This is a genomic window from Agrococcus sp. ARC_14, assembly GCF_022436485.1.
Lineage (GTDB): Bacteria > Actinomycetota > Actinomycetes > Actinomycetales > Microbacteriaceae > Agrococcus.
The window spans coordinates 330624-348274 of record NZ_JAKUDO010000001.1; the positions used below are offsets into that span (position 1 = coordinate 330624).

Genomic DNA, 17651 nt, shown 5'->3' on the forward strand with positions numbered 1-17651 from the left:
TGTACCGTCTAGTTTGAGCATTGCAATGGAACTGGACGGTCTAGTTCCAGGAGGAGTCGGGATGTCGGCGACGACCACGGCGATCGAGCTCGAGGCGACGATCGTGCGGGACAAGCAGAAGGGCGGCTGGACGTACGTGCTGCTGCCCGGATCGAAGGCGGTGCTGGGCACGGGCAACCCTGTGCGTGTCGAAGGCAGCGTCGATAGCGTGCCGATCGAGGCGACCCTCCTGCCCTTCGGCGGCGGCACGCACATGCTGCCGCTCAAGCAGGCGGTCATGCGGGCGGTCGGCAAGGACGACGGCGACCTGGTCGTGGTGCGGATCGCGCCGCGGGAGAGGAGCGGACGATGACCGACTACTCGCAGTCCAGCGCGGGCGACCGGATCGGCTTCGACCGGTACGGGGCGGACGGCGCGCCGGGCGTGGTGTTCGTCGCCGGCGCTGGGCCGTTCCGGGCGATGGACACGACGACGACCGAGACCGCGCGGCTGGCTGCAGAGCAGGGCGTGCAGACGCTGGTCTACGACCGGCTCGGTCGCGGCGACAGCCAGGCAGAGGGCGATCTGACGCTCGACCGCGAGCTCGCCGCCATCGCCGCTGCGATCGACGAGGTCGGCGGCAGCGCCGTGCTCGTCGGGCACTCGTCGGGCTGCTCGATCGCGCTCGCGGCCGCTGACGCAGGGCTGCCCGTGACGGCGCTGGCCCTCTGGGAGGCGCCGATCGGCCAGTTCGAAGGCGGGGCGGCGACGTTCGAGGCCGACTTCTTGCGCCACCTCGACGCGGGTGACTGGGAGGCCGCGCAGAAGGAGTACATGCGCGACATGCCGCCGGAGTTCCTCGAGGGTGCGATGCAGGATCCCTCCTGGTCGCAGATCGTGCTCGGCAGCCGCACCTATCGCGCCGATGCGCGCTCGCTCGCGTGGGCCGAGGAGCTGCCGGCCGCCGAGCGCTTCGCCGGCATCACGGTGCCGGTGCTCGTGATGGTCGGGGCGCAGACCTTCCCCGGCATGACGGAGACCGCCGAGGCCCTGCAGGCGGCGATCCCGAGCGCGGTGTTCCGCGTGGTGCCCGGCGCCATGCACGACTGGGCGGCGGGCCCGATGGCGACGGCGATCGCCGAGCTCGCGCGGCCCTGACCGCGAACCCCGCGCGCGACGCCGCGCCTCGCGGGTCAGGCGCGGCGCTTCGCCCGGCCGCGCGGCAGCAGCTCGACGGCCGGCAGGCGCGGGGCCGCGAGCGGCTGACTCGCGTCGTCGACGACCGAGCCGAAGCGCGGCCGGGTCTCCGTGCCCGAGTCGCGCTCGCGCATCCACTGCTCCCGTGCCTCGAGCACCTCGGCGTGGTCGGCGCCGATGAAGTTCCAGAACATCACGACCTCCTCCTCGAAGGGCTCGCCGCCCAGGAGGATGACGATGGCGTCCTGCGCGGCAGAGACGATGACCGCCTCGCGCCCCGGCGCGGCGTAGGCCATCGAGCCGCGGCCGAGGCGCACGTCGTCGACCGTGACGCCCTCGGTGAGCGCGAGCACGCCGTGCTCGAAGCCTGCGCGCAGCTCGAGCCGCACCTCGCTGCCGGCCGCCATGCGCAGCTCGACCCCCAGCAGCGGCGAGTATGCGCCGACGTCGCTCGCGCCGCCCGCGTGCTCGCCCACGAAGACGCTGCCGAGGACGCCATCGGCGAGCTGCACCTGCGGCACCGCGTCGAGCCCGTCGAACGAGGGCTCGCGCTGGCGCTCGCTGCTCGGCAGCACCGTCCAGAGCTGCACGCCGTGCAGCATCGTCGTCTCAGGCGTGGAGTACTCGCTGTGCGCGATGCCTCGACCGGCGGTCATGATGTTGAGCCCGCCGGGCCGCACCGTGTGCGAGAACCCTGCAGAGTCGCGGTGCTCGATCGCGCCGTCGACGAGCCAGCTCCAGGTCTGGAGGCCGGTGTGCGGATGCGGGGGCACCTCCATGCCGCGCGCTGCGGGATCCGCGCCCGAACGGACGGGCGAGGGGCCGAATGCGTCGGCGAAGCACCAGGCGCCGATGAAGTGTCGGTGCTTGTTGGGCAGCACCCGCTGCACCGACATCGCGCGTGGGCCGCCGAGCGGCACCTCGCGCGGCAGCAGCAGCTCGAGGCCAGCGGCCGCAGCCTCATCGAGGCAGGCCGCCTCACTGTTCTCGACGATCGTCGCCTCGGCGTTGCTCATGAAGCCAACGCTAGCCGCGCACGGGCCGCGCGGGGCAGGGCATCGCTCCGCGCCGTACCATCGAAGGGTGACTGAGCAGCCTGCCGGGTGGTACCCGGATCCCTTCGCCGCCGTTGCCGGAGCCACGCGCTACTGGGATGGCGAGCGCTGGACGAGCCACGCCCAGGCGCCCACGCCCGAGCCGCAGCCCGCCCAGCAGGAGCTCCGCGCCACCGGTCGCAGCCTTGGCTGGGCGCAGCCGCCGGCCGGTCACCCCGAGCGCGCTGCAGAGCGCTCGCAGTCCGCCGATGCCGACGGCCAGCTGCCGCTCGCGAGCTGGGGCCGCCGCCTCGGCGCCTACCTGCTCGACCTGATCCCGATGGTCGTCATCACGATGATCATGCTGCAGATGCTGGGCGTCGTCGATGCCATGAGCAGCGCGCTCGAGGCGGAGGACCCCACCGCGATCGATCAGGTCAACGCGATGCTGTCGCCGCTCAGTGCGACGGGCCTCACGATCACCATCGCCAACCTGGTCTTCGCTGCCCTCTACAACATCGGCTTCCACGTCACCCGCGGCGCGACGCCCGGCAAGATGCTCGTCGGCATCCGCGTGCGCCAGGTCGACGAGGACCGCAACCCCGAGCTGCGGGCGGCTGGCCTGCGCTGGCTCGTGCAGTTCGGTCCAGGCGTCGTCAACGGCGTGCCGCTGCTCGGCTTCCTGGCGGGCATCTTCAGCATCGCCGACCACCTGTGGCCGAACTGGGACAGCCGCAACCAGGCCTTCCACGACAAGGCGGGCCGCACGCTGGTGGTGCGCTCGCGGTAGTCGCCGCGTAACCGCCGCGCGGCGGCTCAGCCCCCGAAGATCGCGTCGCCGAAGACGATCATGACGATGCCGGCGATCGCGAGGAGCACGCAGGCTGCGATGAGCGCGACGCTGACGGCGGCCGAGCCTGGTCGGTCGCTCTCGTGCGACCGCACGGCGAGCGCGTAGATCAGCGGGATGCCCGCGCCCAGCAGCAGGCCGACGCCCAGCACCGAGATGACGGCGACGGCGAGCGATCCGAGGTCGAAGCCCATCACATGCCCCGCTTCCGGCCCTTGGCCGCGCGCTTCTTGCGCTTGCGCGGTCGCGACACCGACGCGACCCCGGAGGCCACGGCGCTCAGCTCGCGATCGATCTCGCGCTTGCGCTCGGCCTTCGGCTGCTCCCACTCGTCGGTCACGTTGTGGTGCCCGATCGGGCTCAGGCGCGAGCGCAGCCACATGACCGTGCACGCGATGACGAGGATGGCGGTGACGACGACCGCACCCCAGAAGTGGCCGAACAGGCCGGCGATGAGCAGGCACACGGCGCCCATGGCTCCGGCTGCGGGCAGCGTGATGAGCCAGGCGATGAGCATGCGCCGGGCGATGGCCCAGCGCACCTTGACGTCGTCGCGCGCGAGGCCCGAGCCGATCACGGAGCCGGAGGCCACATGCGTCGTCGACAGCGGCAGGCCGAGGTGGCTGGAGGTGAGGATGATGGATGCGCTGGAGAAGTCGGCAGACATGCCCTGACGGGGCGAGATGTCGACGATGCCCTTCCCGAGCGTGCGGATCACGCGCCAGCCGCCCGTGTAGGTGCCGAGCGCGATCGCGAGGGCGCAGGCGATGCGCACCCACAGCGGCATGTCGGCGGAGGAGTCGAGCGAGCCGTGCGCGACGAGCGCGAGGAAGATCACGCCCATCGTCTTCTGCGCGTCGTTCGTGCCGTGCGCGAGCGACATGAGCGAGGCGGCACCGATCTGCCCCCAGCGGAAGCTGCCCTTCGCGGCGCGCTCGCTGAGGGTGCGGGTCACGCGGTGCACGAGCCAGGTGCCCACGAACGCGACGGCCCCGGCGATCACCGGCGCGAACAGCGCCGGGATGAGGATCTTCTGCGTCACGCCGCCCCAGAGCACGCCGGAGACGCCCAGCGCCGCGATCGTCGCGCCGATCAGCCCGCCGAAGAGCGCGTGGCTCGACGACGAGGGCAGGCCGAACAGCCAGGTCAGCACGTTCCACACGATCGCGCCCGTGAGCCCGCACAGCACGATGACCATGAGCTGCTCGCCCTCGACGCCGGTCAGGTCGACGATGCCGCTGCCGACCGTGCGCGCGACCTCGACCGAGAGGAAGGCTCCCACCAGGTTCAGGCTGGCGGAGAGCGCCACCGCTGGCTTGGGCTTCAGGGCGCCGGTGGCGACGGACGGGGCCATGGCGTTGGCCGTGTCATGGAACCCGTTGGTGAAGTCGAACGCCAGCGCGACCACCACGACGATCACGAGGATGGCGACTTCGGGCACCGCGACAGTCTTGCACCTCCCCCATGCGGTGGAGCGTGCAGCCCGGATTCCCGCGGCAGGGGGAGGCAGATCCTCGGTCAGCGGCCTAGCGTCGAGCCATGGACATCACGATCCCGGAAGCGATCCTGCTCCTCGCGCTCGACGACGAGACCGGCAAGGCGCTCATCGACGACTCCACGCTCGGCATGGCATTCGCGGTGGGCGCCACGGCGCAGCTGGCGATGACGGGTCGCGTGCGCATCGCGGGCGTCGCCGAGGCGAAGCCGGGCACGTTCGTCGCCGCAGGCGCCGACGGATGCGCGACTCGAGCCGCTCGTCGAGCGTGTCGAGGGCAAGAAGCCGGCGGATGCGCTCACCGGCCTGGTCGGACTCGGCGGGCCGGGCGCACCGGCCGGGAGGCTGCGATCGCAGGTGCTCGACGACTTCGCCGAGGCCGGCGTGCTCGCGCGCCGGGAGCAGCGGTTCCTCGGCATCACCTGGTCGCAGCGCTGGGAGCGCGGCGGGCGGCGCGAGGTCGAGGATGCGCTGCAGGCGCGGGCGCGAGATCTGCTGCAGGGGCACAGGAACGACGCCCCGGAGGGCGAAGCCACGGAGGCCGTGCAGGCCGATGCCGTGCTCGCCGCGGCGCTCGCGATCCTGCACGCCGTCGAGGCGCTCCCGAAGGTGTTCCCCGACCTGCCGCAGGAGCAGCTCATCGCGGCCGGCTCGGCGCTCGCCGCCGACGACTGGGCGAGCGAGACCGTCCGCACGTCGCTCAAGGAGCTCGAGGACGCCATGGCGGCGATCATGGTCACCACCGTCATCGTGCCGACCGTGACGAGCTCCTGACCGCGCCTCAGGGCTTCGACATCCCCAACCAGTAGAACGACTGCGTGCCGAAGGTGAGCGAGAAGCGACCGTCCTCTGCGATCGTCGGGAACTCGCCTCCGCCGAACAGATCGTTGAGGCGGGCACCCGCGAACTGCGGGGCGTCGAGGCTCACATGCACCGGGTTGTGGCTGAAGGAGAACACGCACAGCACCTGCTCGGCCCGCGCGCCGCTATAGCTGCCGTCGCCCTCGTAGGAGCGCACGAACGCCAGCACCGCCTCGTTGTCGGTGTCGAGCACCGTGATGTCGCCGAGCCCGAAGACCGGGTGCGCGCGCCGCACGTGCAGCACCGAGCGCATCCAGTGGAGCAGGCTCGACGCCTGCGCCATCTGCGACTCCACGTTGACGGCCGCGTAGTGGTAGACGAGCGACTGCACGACCGGCAGGAAGAGCTTGCCGGGATCGGCAGCCGAGAACCCGGCGTTGCGATCCGGCGTCCACTGCATGGGGGTGCGGGATGCGTCGCGGTCGTCGAGCCAGATGTTGTCGCCCATGCCGATCTCGTCCCCGTAGTAGAGGAAGGGCGAGCCCGGCAGCGACAGCAGCATCGCGTTGGCGAGCTCGAGCTCGGCGCGCGAGTTGTCGAGCAGCGAGGCGAGCCGGCGGCGGATGCCGACGTTGGAGCGCATCCGCGGGTCGTAGGCGTACCAGCCGTACATCGCCTGCCGGTACTCCTCGCTCACCATCTCGAGCGTGAGCTCGTCGTGGTTGCGCAGGAAGACGCCCCAGGCCGCGCCCGGCGGCACCTCGACCTGCTCGGCGAGGATGTGCTTGAGCTCGAGCGCGTTCTGCGCCCGCAGCGAGTAGAAGATGCGCGGCATGGTCGGGAAGTCGAAGGCCATGTGGCACTCCGGCTCCTCGGCGGTGCCGAAGTACTCGGCGGTCTCGGCGGGCCACTGGTTGGCCTCGGCGATCAGCACGCGGCCCGGGTACTCGTCGTCGACGATGCGGCGCAGCTTCTGGATGTAGGCGTGGGTGGCGGGCTCCGACTCGCCGTTGCCGTCCTCCGACTCGTAGAGATAGGGGATGGCGTCGAGCCTGATGCCGTCGACGCCCATGTCGAGCCAGAAGCGCAGCACGCCCTCGATGGCCTCGTGCACCGCCGGGTTCTCGTAGTTCAGGTCGGGCTGGTGCGAGAAGAAGCGGTGCCAGTAGAACTGCCGCCGCACCGAGTCGAAGGCCCAGTTCGACTCCTCCGTGTCGACGAAGATGACGCGCACGTTGGGGTACCCGGCGTCGTCATCGCGCCAGACGTAGAAGTCGCCGTACGGCCCCTCCGGGTCCTCCCGCGATGCCTGGAACCACGCATGCTGGTCGGAGGTGTGATTGATCGGCAGGTCGATCATCACCCGCATGTTGCGCGCGTGCGCCTCCGCCACGAAGTGGCTGAAGTCGTCGATCGTGCCGTACTCCGGGAGCACGCCGGTGAAGTCGGAGACGTCGTAGCCGCCGTCGCGCAGCGGCGACTGGAAGAACGGCGGCACCCAGATCCCGTCGATGCCCAGCCACTGCAGGTAGTCGAGCTTGGAGGTGAGCCCCTGGAAGTCGCCGAAGCCGTCGCCGTTCGAGTCGACGAACGAGCGCACCATCACCTCGTAGAAGACCGACTTGCGATGCCACTCGCGGTCGAGCGTCAGGCCCGGCACGTGCGAGGCCTGGATCGGGATCGGCGATGTCATGGGGTAGGACACGCAGGCCTCCTCGAGTCGTACGCGAACGGGGCACCAGCCAATCACGGATGCCCCCTCGGATGCACGGCGCACGCACGGGCGCCGGCCCCGCGGATGCGGGACCGGCGCCGGGTGGTGAGCCGAGCGTTGCCTCAGCGGGCGAGCGCGAGCTCGTTCGGCGTGCCGGGCAGCTCGCCGGTGGCGGTGACCTCACCGGTGGCGAGGTCGACGCGGTGCACGCTGTTCGACGCGGGCTCGGTCACGATCGCCGAGCCGCCGTCGATGACGAGCGCGGGGTGCGCCTCCTGCCACTCGGCCGGCCCCTCCCAGGCCTCGATGACCGGGAACGACGCGACGATCTCCTGCGTCTCGACGTCGATGTGGTGCAGCGCGCCGTCGGTGCCCAGCAGCCAGGCGTCGCCGGCGTCGTCGCGGCCGACGCCGCGCCAGGTGTACTCGACGCCGTCCGGCAGCGCCAGCACGTCGAGCTGTGCGCCGTCCTCGACGGACGCCGTGTCGACGAACGCGAGGCTGTGCAGCAGCGAGCCCTCGGCATCCGGGTCGTCCTTGTAGTCGACGACCGCGATGGGCGACTCGTCGGTCACGTAGGCGTTGCCGACGCGGCCGAACTCATCGGGGCTGCCGATCTTCACGAAGCTGCCGTCGACGTAGGTCAGCACGCCGTCCTCGCAGCCGAAGAGCACGGCCTCGTCGGCGGCGACGCCCTCGCCGTGCACCGAGGGGCACTCCTCGAAGCGGGCGGTCTCGTGGCCGTGGTCGTCGAGCACGCGCACGCCCGAGCGCGACTCGCTGTCGCCGAGGGTGGAGAGGATCGTGCCGTCCGCGAGCTCCACGGCGACGCCGTGGTGGGCGGCCTCCGACTCGTAGGCCTCGAGCTCTGGCAGCCCCTCGGCGCCCAGCAGCGCATCCGTGTCGAACGCGACGAAGTTGCCGGTGCCGTCGTCGAAGAGCACCGTGCGGCCCTCGTGACGCACGACGTGGCCTGGCGTGGTGGCCTCGAAGACCGTGTCGGTGAGCGCAGGCTCGCTGCCATCAGCACCCGTGTCGAGCACCTGGAAGCCGCCGACGGTGGTGACGTAGACGTGCTGGCCGTCACCCGCGGTGTTCAGCCGGTTGAAGCCCTCGATCGGCAGGTCTGCGACCTGCTCGAGGGTCTCGGCGTCCAGCACGGCGATGCCGCCGTCGTAGGTCAGCGTGAGGCGCGGACCGGCCTCAGCGGTGGCAGCAGGGGTCTCGGGTGCGCTCGCCTCGGTGCTCGAGTCGGGCGATGCCGCCGTCGTGCAGCCGGCGAGGGCGATGGCCGCCGCGGTCGCGATGCCGAGCGCTGCTGCGCGGCGTCGGGTGAAGCTGTGGTGCATGGGTGTTCCTTCTCTCTGGATGGTTCGGTGGGTCGGATGGTGTTGGTCAGCGCCGCGCGTCAGCCGAGTGCCGCGGTGATGCGGTCGGCGTTCGCGGTCATCATCTGCAGGTAGGTCGCCGCGCCGCCGTCGGCCTCGGTGAGCGATTCGGTGAAGAGGGTCTCGACGCGGATGTCGACGCCCGCCTCCTCGGCGAGCACCTGCACGAGGCGGTCGGGCTGCGACGACTCTGCGAAGAGCACCGGCACACCGGCCTCTTGGATGGCGCCTGCGAGGTCGGCGAGATCGCTCGCGCTGGGCGCGGCGAGGGTGGTGCCGCCCGGCACCACGGCCCCGACGATGCGGAAGTCGTAGCGCTCGGCCAGGTAGCCGAACACGTGGTGATTCGTCACGAGCGCACGCCGGGCGTCGGGGATGGCGCCGAAGCGCGCCCCCAGCTCGGCGTCGAGTGCGTCGAGCTGGTCGGCGTAGCCCGCCACCGCCTGCGAGAGCGCCGCGTCGTCGATGCCGTCGATCTCGGCGAGCGCCGCGCCCAGCGCATCGACGACCGTGGCCATCTGCGTCGGATCGGTCCAGAAGTGGGGGTCGGCGCCCGAGGCGTCGTCGGCGGCGTAGTCGAGCACCTCGACGTGCGCACCGGCCTCCAGGAGCGGCACGCCGGCGGCCGCTGCGGCCTCGACATGCTGCGTCAGCCCCTCCTCGAGCCCGAGCCCGTTGGCGACGATGAGGTCGGCGGTCTCCATCGCCGCCGCCTCCTGCGCCGAGATCTCGAACGAGTGCGGGTCGGCGTTGGGACGCATGAGCGTCGTGACCTCCGCCTGATCGCCGACGAGCTCGCCGACGACGTCGCCCAGGATGTTCGTCGTCACCACGACGCTCGGCCGGTCGTCCGCCGTCGCCTGCGCCGAGCATCCGGAAACTCCCACCGCCAGCGCGATGGCGGCCGCCGCGGCGAGGCTGCGCGCGCCGCTCATCGGCCGGTCTCCGCGAGGTGCAGCGGGGCGTCGATCGCGAGGCTGCGGGCGATGCGTGCGCCGTCGGCGTAGTCGATCTCGAGCACGGCGCCCTCGGCCGCGAGCGGCACGTAGGCGCGGCTCGCGTCGACCTCGAGCGCGAGGGCGTCGCGAACCGCGTCGTCGGCGAGCGATGCGGCGAGCACGGGCTCCGTGGCGCCGACCGGTGCGCCGTCGCCGTCGAGCACGAGCACCCGGCCGGCCTCATCGATGGCGACCACGTGGCCATCGGCGTCGTCGACTGCGACGGCGCGCTCGAGCGGGGCCTCCGTCTCGATGAGCGTCCAGCTGCGCTCGCGGGTGTCGAGCAGCCACAGTCCCGCGTCGCCAGCGATCGCTGCGGCGGTCGCGCGGCCGGGGCGCAGGTCGAAGCCGCTCGCGCGCAGCGCCGGGTCGGTGCCCGCGGGGTAGTCGATGCGCTCGAGCTCGACGCCCGCGTCGGTCTCGGTCGCGAGCACGGCGCCCTCGGCGCAGCCGACCACGACCCCGACGCGCGTGACGGTGCCGCCGGCCGGATCCGCGCACGGCTGCTCGACGACCGTCTGGCCCTCCGAGCCGATCACGGCCACCGCATCCGGCATCGCCACGATCGCTCCGTCGCCGCCGGGCGCCGCGAAGCCGTCCGGTGCCGCGCCCTCGATGCGCGCGGTCTCGACGATCTCGCCATGCCCGAGCGCGTCGCGGTCGAGCACGACGACGGTGTCGTCCGCGAGCACCGTCGTGGTCGCCTCGGACGAGCGGATGCTGGCCGCCCCGTCGAGCGCGAGGGTGCCGACCACGCGCGGCTCGGCACGGTAGTAGTGCGCGTGGTCGCCGTGGTCGACGGTCCAGACGCCGGTGTCGACGATCGTGACGCCGTCGGCGGTGGTGGCCGCGAGGAACCGCCCGTCGTCGGCGAGGTGCTCGACGGCGCCTACGTCGGCGACTTCGACGACCTGCTCGGTCACCGGGTCGAGCAGCCGCACGGCGCCGGCGGCATCCACCGCCGCGAGCAGCTGTTGCGGCTCGGCGAGCTCTGCGGCGCCCTCGACATAGCCGTGGGGCTGGGCCTCCTCGGCGGTCTCGGCGGGCAAGGCCGTGTGCTCTGGTTGCGCGGTCGCGCAGGCGGTGAGCGCCAGCGCCGCGGCGATGAGCATCGCGCTCCTGGCGGTGCGGGTGGATGGTCGCAGGCTCATGCTGCGCTCCTCTCGGCGGCGCGCACGGGCGCGCCCGTCGTGCTGTCCGGGGATGTGGTGGCTCGCGCGTCGTCGCGCACCTGCAGGTCGACGAGGGTGCGGATGCCGAGGGACGCGGCGAAGGCGGCGACCGCGGCGATCGCGATCGAGGCGCCGGCCGCGGTGCCGAGGTGCCAGGAGCCGATGAGCCCCACGGTGACGGCAGCCGCGCCGATGAGCGAGCCGCCGAGCATGGTGCCCGGCATGCTGCGCGCCCACAGCGAGGCGGCGGCGGGCGGGGCGACGAGCAGCCCGACGACCAGCAGCGTGCCGACCGCCTGGTAAGAGGCGACGACCGCGAGCGTGACCAGCGCGGCGAGGCCGAGTCGTGCGAGGCCGGGCCGCATGCCGAGCGTCGCGGCGACGCGCTCGTCGAACGCGAGCGCCGTGATCGGGCGATGCAGCAGCGCCGCGAGCGTCGCGGTGGCTGCCAGCCCGATGCCGAGGGCGATCAGCTCGGGCTGCCGGATCGCGAGCACGTCGCCGAAGAGGATGGCGGTGGCGTCGGTGGCGAAGCTGCGCGAGTGCGAGACGATGACGACGCCGACGGCCAGCATGCCGACGAACGCGACACCGATCGCGGTGTCGTCGCGCAACCGCTGGCGCCGGGTGAGCCAGCCGATCGCACCGGCCATGACCGCGGCGCTGATCGCAGCGCCCGCGAGCGGCGAGCCGCCGGCGATGGTCGCGATGGCGACGCCGGGCAGCATCCCGTGGCCGAGGGCCTCGCCGAGGAAGGCCATGCCGCGCGCCACGACCCAGGCCCCTGCGATCGCGCAGATGGCGGCGGCGAGCACGCCGCCGAGCAGCGCCCTCGAGAAGAACGCCGTCTCGAACGGGGCGAGCAGGGCGCTCTCGATCCAGGGCATTCCAGAACGATAACGAGAATGATTATCAAAGTACAATCGAAGGATGAGCACAGCGCATCCCGATCCCGCAGCCCCAGTCGAGGGCGTGCGCCTGCATGACCTCACGGCCCGCCGCGGCGACGTCCTGGCCCTCGATCACGTGACGTGCGCGCTGCCTGCCGGGGCCGTCACCGCCGTCGTGGGCGGCAACGGCAGCGGGAAGTCGACCCTGCTCGAGCTGCTCGCCGGGGTCTTGGAGGGCTCCGGGGGTCGCGTCGAGGGCCTCCCAGGCGCGCGAGCCCTCGTGGTGCAGCGCACCGAGGTCGACCGCCTGCCGCTCACCGGACGGCAGACGGTGGCCATGGGGCTGTGGCGCGAGCGCGGCCTGCTCGGCCGGATCGGGGCGGATGGCCGCCACCGCATCGACGCGGCGCTCGCGGCGGTCGGCATGGAGGAGCTCGGGAAGCGGCAGCTCTCAACGATGTCGGGTGGGCAGCGCCAGCGCGTGCTCGTCGCCCAGGGCCTCGTGCAGCGGGCGCCACTGCTGCTGCTCGACGAGCCTGCGGCAGCGGCGGACGCCGAGGGAAGGGCACGCATCGACGCGGCCCTCGCGGCCGCGGCGGGGGAGGGCGCCGTCGTGGTGATCGCGACGCACGACCGCGCGAGCCTGGCGAGCGCCGATCGGGCGATCCTGCTGGATCGCGGTCGGCTCGTCGCCGAGGGCGATCCGGCCGAGGTCGCCGAGGCGCAGGCCTCGCTCGCAGCCGCCTCGTTCGCGCCGGCGGTGCTCTCGTCGGGCGGATACGCGTCAACGCAGGGCGAACGCGCGCCGCGTGCCTCGGATCAGCGCCGCGGTGGTGCGGTGGAGGTGCGCACCACGAGCTCCGGCGCATAGCTCGTGTGACTGCGGTCGGGCTCGTTGCCCGGACCGCCGCCCGATCCGCTGCGCGCGTGCAGCGCCGCCATGATCCAAGCCACGACATCCTCGCCGTGCTGCGCAGGGTCCTGCCGCACGGTGGTGAGCCCGAAGGCGCTCGCGGTCGGCACGTCGTCGATGCCGATCACGCTCAGATCCTCCGGCACCCGGATCCCGAGCTGCTGCGCGGCGAGCATCACGGCCAATGCCACCTCGTCGGTGCCCGCGACGATGCCGGTCGGGCGGTCGTCGCGGCCAAGGATCTCGAGCGCGAAGGCGTGTGCCCCCTCGAGCGTCGTCGGCACGGTCTCGACCGGGCGCATCGGCAGCCGATGCCTGGCCGACACCGTCTCGAAGGCGCGCTTGCGGCGATCAGCGGAGGAGGCGTCGAAGGGCTGCACCTCGGTCTGGCTCGCGAGATGCAGCAGGTCGGTGTGCCCGAGCCCGACGAGATGCTCGGTCACGAGCTCACCCGCCGCATCGTCATCGAGGCAGAACGATCGTGTGTGCGGCGTCGGCTCGCCGACGGTGGCGACCGGGATGCCGAGATCAGCCAGGCGGGTCAGGTCGCCGCCCACGAGGCTCCAGGTGATCGTCACCAGGCCGTCGACCTCGCCGCGGCGCATGAAGCGCTCGAACTTCTCGTGCCCGCCGTGGCCGAATGCGCCCAGGTCATAGAGCAGCACGTCGTGCTCGTGGCTGTCGGCGGCGTGCGCGATGCCGTGCAGGACGCTGCCGAAGTACCAGCGGTCGACCGACGGTGTCAGCACGCCGATCGTGCGGGTCATGCCGGTCGCGAGCCTGCGGGCGGCGCCCGAGGCCCGGAAGCCGAGCTCTGCAGCGACCCGCTGCACCTTGTCGCGCGTCGCAGGCGAGACCGCGTCGGCGCCGGAGAGGGCGCGGGATGCGGTGGCCTTCGAGACGCCTGCAGCGCGGGCCACATCGTCGAGCCGTGGCATGCCGCCTCCCCTCACCGGGCGGCGCGAGCCGCCGTCCCGCCTTTGGAACCGGTTCCAACCTAGACCTTCCGCTTCGCAGCGCCAAGACGGGCCTCCGCAGATCGTTGCCGAATCGCAACATCGTTCCCGATGGCGAGGAGGCCCGCGGTGCGCTAGCGTCACTGGCAATGGAACCGGTTCCGGTTCTGGACTTGGCACGACGCTGTGCATCCAGCCTGCGCACGTGCCGATTGCACTGAGCGAAGGAGTTCACGTGAAGCACGCACGCAGGATCGCGATGCCGCTGGGCGTCGCGGGCGTCGCAGCGCTCGCCCTCACGGGCTGTGTCGGCGACGCACCGACCGATCCCTCCGCCGCACCCGGAGGCACCGATGCCCCGGCTGCCGGCTGCGAGGCCTACGCCGACTACGGCACCTTCGAGGGCGCCCAGGTCGACACCTACGGCACCATCCTCGACGTCGAGCAGGAGCGGCTGGAGGAGTCGTGGCTCGAGTTCGAGGACTGCACCGGCATCGACATCGTCTACGAGGGCTCTGGCGAGTTCGAGGCCCAGATCAACGTGCGAGTGCAGGGCGGCAACCCGCCCGACCTCGCGTTCTTCCCGCAGCCGGGACTGCTCGCATCCGTCGTCGAGACGGGCAGCGTGCTGCCCGCGCCCGAGTCGGTGGCCGCGAACGCCCAGGAGTTCTGGAGCGAGGACTGGCAGAACTACGGCACCGTCGACGGCACGCTCTACGGTGCGCCGCTGATGGCGAGCATCAAGGGCTACGTCTGGTACTCGCCCGCGGTGTGGGCGGAGAACGGCTGGGAGGTGCCGACGACCCTCGACGAGGTCGACGCGCTGACCGCCACGATCGCAGAGTCCGACGTGATGCAGCCCTGGTGCGTGGGCTTCGGCTCCGGTGAGGCGACCGGCTGGCCCGGCACCGACTGGATCGAGGACTACGTGCTGCGCCTCCACGGTCCGGAGGTCTACGACCAGTGGATCTCGCACGAGATCCCGTTCGACGACCCGATGATCGTCGAGGCGATGGACCGCGTCGGTGACCTCATCAAGAACCCCGACTACGTCAACGGCGGCTTCGGTGACGTCACGACCATCGCGACGCAGGACTTCGGCCAGGCCGGCTGGCCTGTGACCGAGGGCGAGTGCGCGATGCACCACCAGGCGTCGTTCTACGAGGGTCTGTTCCCGGAGGGCACCACGGTCGCCGAGGACGGCGACGTGTGGGCCTTCCTGCTGCCCGGCACCGAGGCCGGGGCGCCTCCCGTCACCGGTGGCGGCGAGTTCGTCGGCGCGTTCAGCGACGACGAGGAGGTCGTGGCCGTGCAGACCTACCTGTCGAGCGCGGAGTGGGCCAACAGCCGCGTCTCGATCGGCGGCGTGATCTCGGCCAACACCGGCCTCGACCCGGCGAACGCCTCCAGCCCGCTGCTGCAGACGGCCGTCGAGACGCTGCAGGACCCGGAGACCACGTTCCGGTTCGACGGCTCCGACCTGATGCCGGGAGCCGTCGGCTCCGGCACGTTCTGGACGGCACTGGTCGACTGGGTGTCGGGGGAAGAGACCGCGAGCGTGCTCGGCCAGGTCGAGTCCAGCTGGCCGTAGCGGATCGCTGATGCCCGATGTGGGGGCCGCGCTCGCGGCCCCCACATCGGGCATCCATGGAGGTGAATATGACCACGATGGATCTCATCGGCAAGGTGCTGCAGGCTGTCGTCGCGCTCGCGGCGTTCGGCGTCGTGATGGCGCTGCTGCTGGCCTTCCTCGACCGCGATGACTCCGTGCGCAGGCGCGGCTTCCTCGCATCCCTGAAGACGGGGCTCCGGCCCCGCATCCTGATCGCTGCCGCCTTCGTGCTGCTCGCGGTGCTCGCGCGCGTGCTCTACGGCACCGTCTCGTGGATGACGCAGGAGCTCACGAACACGCTGATCCTCGTCGGCATCGTCGGCGTCGCCGGCGTCGTGCTGCAGCTGCTGCTGGACCGCGCGCTCGAGCCTGCATCCGCAGCGCTCCGCAGCGCCGTGCTCCGACTCGTCGCCGCGGCGCTCGTCGTGGTCGTGATCGTGCTGGCACCGATGGGCGAGAGCGGCGCGATCCCGATGCTCGAGTGGGTGACCCCGGCACTCGCGCTCGCGGCCACCATCGCCGGCTGGCCCCTCGTCGCCGCGCTCGTCGCGACTGCGGCGATCGCATTCGCGCCCGCGCGCATCCGCCGGTCACTGCGACTCATCGCCTGGCTGGTCGCGGCGGTCGCCGTCGTCGTCATCGCGCTCGTGCTCGAGGGCGGTCGGGAGCAGCCGATCGGCGTCTGGCCGTGGGCGTTCGCAGCGGCCCTCAGCATCGTCGGCGTGCTCGGCTACCTCGCCGACCACGACGAGGACTCCAAGCCGATGCTCGTCTTCCTCGTGCCGGCAGCCCTGCTGCTCACGATCGGGCTCGTCTACCCCGCCGTCCGCACCGCGATCCTGGCGTTCACCGACAAGACCGGCACGTTCAACGGCGTCGACAACTTCATCTGGATGTTCACGCAGCCGGAGGCGCTCGTCACCCTCGGCAACACGGTCGTGTGGGTCGTGCTCGTGCCGCTGCTCTCGACGGCGATCGGCCTCGCCTACGCCGTCTTCATCGACAAGAGTCGTGGCGAGCGCATCTACAAGATGCTCGTGTTCATGCCCATGGCGATCTCGTTCGTGGGCGCCGGCATCATCTGGAACTTCATGTACGCCTACCGGGGCGCAGAGCAGGAGCAGATCGGCCTGATCAACCAGCTGCTCGTGCTGGTCGGGAGCGAACCGCAGCAGATCCTGCAGAACAGCCCGTGGAACACACTCGCACTCATCGTCGTCATGATCTGGATCCAGACCGGCTTCGCGATGGTGGTGCTCTCGGCAGCGATCAAGGGCGTGCCGACCGAGCAGATCGAGGCAGCCTCCATCGACGGCGCGAGCCCGTGGCAGCGCTTCACCAACGTGGTCGTCCCCGGCATCCGCTCGTCGCTCGTGGTCGTCGTCACGACGATCTCGATCGCGACGCTCAAGGTGTTCGACATCGTGCGCACCATGACCGCGGGCAACTTCAACACATCCGTGGTCGCCAATGAGATGTACACGCAGGCGTTCCGCTCTGGCGAACCCGGCAGAGGCGCGGCGCTCGCGCTCATCCTCTTCCTGATGGTGATGCCGATCGTGATCTACAACGTGCGAGTGCTCAATCAGCAGAAGGGCATCCGATGACCACCGTCGCTGTCACCCCCGACCCCGAGATCACCCCGGCATCGGCGGAGGCGTCGATGGGCGCCACGAAGTCCGATCGGGTCAAGCGCCGCTTGACGAGCCCCTGGGCGACCATCGCGGCGCTCGTCATCGCGGTGCTCTGGACGATCCCGACCTTCGGGCTGCTGCTGTCGTCCTTCCGGCCCGCCGATCAGATCGCGACAACGGGCTGGTGGACCTTCTTCTCCGACCCGCAGCTCACGCTCGACAACTACACGGAGGTGCTCTTCTCGGGCTCCTCGTCGTCGCCGCAGCTGGGCGAGTACTTCGTGAACTCCCTCGTGATCGCCATCCCCGGCACGATCCTGCCGCTGGTGCTGGCGGCGCTGGCCGCCTACGCCTTCGCATGGGTGAAGTTCAAGGGCTCATCGACGCTGTTCGTGGTGGTGTTCGCGCTGCAGATCGTGCCGCTGCAGATGGCGCTCATCCCGCTGCTGCAGCTGTTCGTGACCTTCCTGCAGCCGTTCCAGAACGCGCTGCACGAGGCCGTGCCGTTCATCAGCGACAAGCAGTTCCTGCCGGTGTGGATCGCGCACACGATCTTCGCGCTGCCGCTGGCGATCTTCCTGCTGCACAACTTCATCTCGGAGATCCCGGGCGAGGTGATCGAGGCCGCACGCGTGGACGGTGCCGGCCACGGCCAGATCTTCTTCCGCATCATCCTGCCGCTGGCGATGCCGGCGATCGCGTCGTTCGGCATCTTCCAGTTCCTCTGGGTCTGGAACGACCTGCTCGTGGCGCTGGTGTTCTCCTCCGGCACACCAGATACCGCGCCGCTCACGCAGCGGCTGGCAGAGCTCGCGGGATCGCGAGGCGAGAACTGGGCGAGGCTCACCGCCGGGGCGTTCGTGTCGCTGATCGTGCCGCTGCTGGTGTTCTTCGGGCTGCAGCGCTACTTCGTGCGAGGGCTGCTGGCAGGCTCGGCGAAGGGTTGAGCGCGCAGGGCGCAATGCTGACGAAGTCGGCGTTGCGCCCGGAGCGCTCAAGGCTGAGGAGCGCGCGGCAC

The 17651-nt window shown here is 71.3% G+C and carries 16 protein-coding genes and 1 pseudogene; 8 read left to right on the top strand and 9 right to left on the bottom strand.

Annotated elements, in window-relative coordinates:
• Positions 1-61: 61 nt before the first annotated feature.
• Complete coding sequence (locus MKD51_RS01680) at positions 62-352, top strand: DUF1905 domain-containing protein (RefSeq protein ID WP_240237426.1); 291 nt, start codon at positions 62-64, stop codon at positions 350-352.
• Positions 349-1137, top strand: coding sequence for an alpha/beta hydrolase (locus MKD51_RS01685; protein WP_240237428.1), 789 nt, complete (start codon positions 349-351; stop codon positions 1135-1137). The genes MKD51_RS01680 and MKD51_RS01685 overlap by 4 nt, the downstream gene beginning before the upstream one ends.
• Positions 1138-1172: 35 nt before the next feature.
• Here MKD51_RS01685 and MKD51_RS01690 read toward each other — a convergent pair whose 3' ends face one another.
• Entirely contained in the window at positions 1173-2192 is a 1020-nt protein-coding gene (locus MKD51_RS01690; RefSeq protein WP_240237430.1) for a pirin family protein, read from the bottom strand.
• A gap of 67 nt (positions 2193-2259) precedes the next feature.
• Here MKD51_RS01690 and MKD51_RS01695 point away from each other — a divergent pair, with 67 nt between their 5' ends.
• Positions 2260-3000, top strand: coding sequence for an RDD family protein (locus MKD51_RS01695; RefSeq protein ID WP_240237432.1), 741 nt, complete (start codon positions 2260-2262; stop codon positions 2998-3000).
• 26 nt (positions 3001-3026) lie between these two features.
• On the opposite strand, the gene MKD51_RS01700 is transcribed toward MKD51_RS01695, so the two are convergent.
• Both MKD51_RS01700 and MKD51_RS01705 read right to left on the bottom strand, forming a co-directional pair.
• Complete coding sequence (locus MKD51_RS01700; protein WP_240237434.1) at positions 3027-3254, bottom strand: hypothetical protein; 228 nt, start codon at positions 3252-3254, stop codon at positions 3027-3029.
• A complete protein-coding gene (locus tag MKD51_RS01705; protein ID WP_240237436.1) occupies positions 3254-4501 on the bottom strand; it encodes an inorganic phosphate transporter in 1248 nt (415 codons plus the stop codon). Before MKD51_RS01705 ends, MKD51_RS01700 begins: the two co-directional genes overlap by 1 nt.
• Positions 4502-4786: 285 nt before the next feature.
• Between MKD51_RS01705 and MKD51_RS01710 the strand changes: the two are divergent.
• Positions 4787-5329, top strand: a pseudogene (locus MKD51_RS01710) (GPP34 family phosphoprotein); the annotation flags it as partial.
• A 7-nt stretch (positions 5330-5336) separates the two neighbouring features.
• On the opposite strand, the gene treS reads toward MKD51_RS01710, so the two are convergent.
• The 5 genes from treS to aztB all read right to left on the bottom strand — a co-directional run bounded on the left by treS (position 5337) and on the right by aztB (position 11515).
• Positions 5337-7049, bottom strand: a complete 1713-nt coding sequence (gene treS, locus MKD51_RS01715; protein ID WP_240240794.1) for a maltose alpha-D-glucosyltransferase — start codon at positions 7047-7049, stop codon at positions 5337-5339.
• Positions 7050-7192: 143 nt separating this feature from the next.
• Positions 7193-8419 (bottom strand): zinc metallochaperone AztD, encoded by a 1227-nt coding sequence (aztD, locus tag MKD51_RS01720; protein ID WP_240237438.1) that lies wholly within the window; start codon positions 8417-8419, stop codon positions 7193-7195.
• 59 nt (positions 8420-8478) lie between these two features.
• Entirely contained in the window at positions 8479-9393 is a 915-nt protein-coding gene (aztC, locus tag MKD51_RS01725) for a zinc ABC transporter substrate-binding protein AztC (RefSeq protein ID WP_240237440.1), read from the bottom strand.
• Positions 9390-10607 carry an ABC transporter gene (locus MKD51_RS01730; RefSeq protein ID WP_240237442.1) on the bottom strand — a complete coding sequence of 406 codons (1218 nt, stop codon included), beginning with the start codon at positions 10605-10607 and terminating at the stop codon, positions 9390-9392. The genes aztC and MKD51_RS01730 overlap by 4 nt, the downstream gene beginning before the upstream one ends.
• A complete protein-coding gene (gene aztB, locus MKD51_RS01735; RefSeq protein WP_240237444.1) occupies positions 10604-11515 on the bottom strand; it encodes a zinc ABC transporter permease AztB in 912 nt (303 codons plus the stop codon). Before aztB ends, MKD51_RS01730 begins: the two co-directional genes overlap by 4 nt.
• 43 nt (positions 11516-11558) lie before the next feature.
• Between aztB and MKD51_RS01740 the strand changes: the two genes are divergently transcribed.
• Positions 11559-12389: an ATP-binding cassette domain-containing protein gene (locus tag MKD51_RS01740; protein ID WP_240237446.1), complete on the top strand. Its 831-nt coding sequence runs from the start codon at positions 11559-11561 to the stop codon at positions 12387-12389.
• Here the strand turns inward: MKD51_RS01740 and MKD51_RS01745 are convergent.
• Complete coding sequence (locus tag MKD51_RS01745; protein WP_240237448.1) at positions 12338-13369, bottom strand: LacI family DNA-binding transcriptional regulator; 1032 nt, start codon at positions 13367-13369, stop codon at positions 12338-12340. The two genes, MKD51_RS01740 and MKD51_RS01745, sit on opposite strands and share 52 nt — an antisense overlap.
• A 277-nt stretch (positions 13370-13646) precedes the next feature.
• Between MKD51_RS01745 and MKD51_RS01750 the strand changes: the two genes are divergently transcribed.
• From MKD51_RS01750 to MKD51_RS01760, 3 genes are all read left to right on the top strand, one after another.
• A complete protein-coding gene (locus tag MKD51_RS01750) occupies positions 13647-14978 on the top strand; it encodes an ABC transporter substrate-binding protein (RefSeq protein WP_240240796.1) in 1332 nt (443 codons plus the stop codon).
• A 734-nt stretch (positions 14979-15712) separates the two neighbouring features.
• On the top strand, positions 15713-16606 hold the full coding sequence (locus MKD51_RS01755) for a sugar ABC transporter permease (RefSeq protein ID WP_240240797.1): 894 nt from the start codon (positions 15713-15715) through the stop codon (positions 16604-16606).
• Between the two features lie 56 nt (positions 16607-16662).
• Entirely contained in the window at positions 16663-17580 is a 918-nt protein-coding gene (locus MKD51_RS01760; protein WP_240240799.1) for a carbohydrate ABC transporter permease, read from the top strand.
• Positions 17581-17651: the final 71 nt, after the last annotated feature.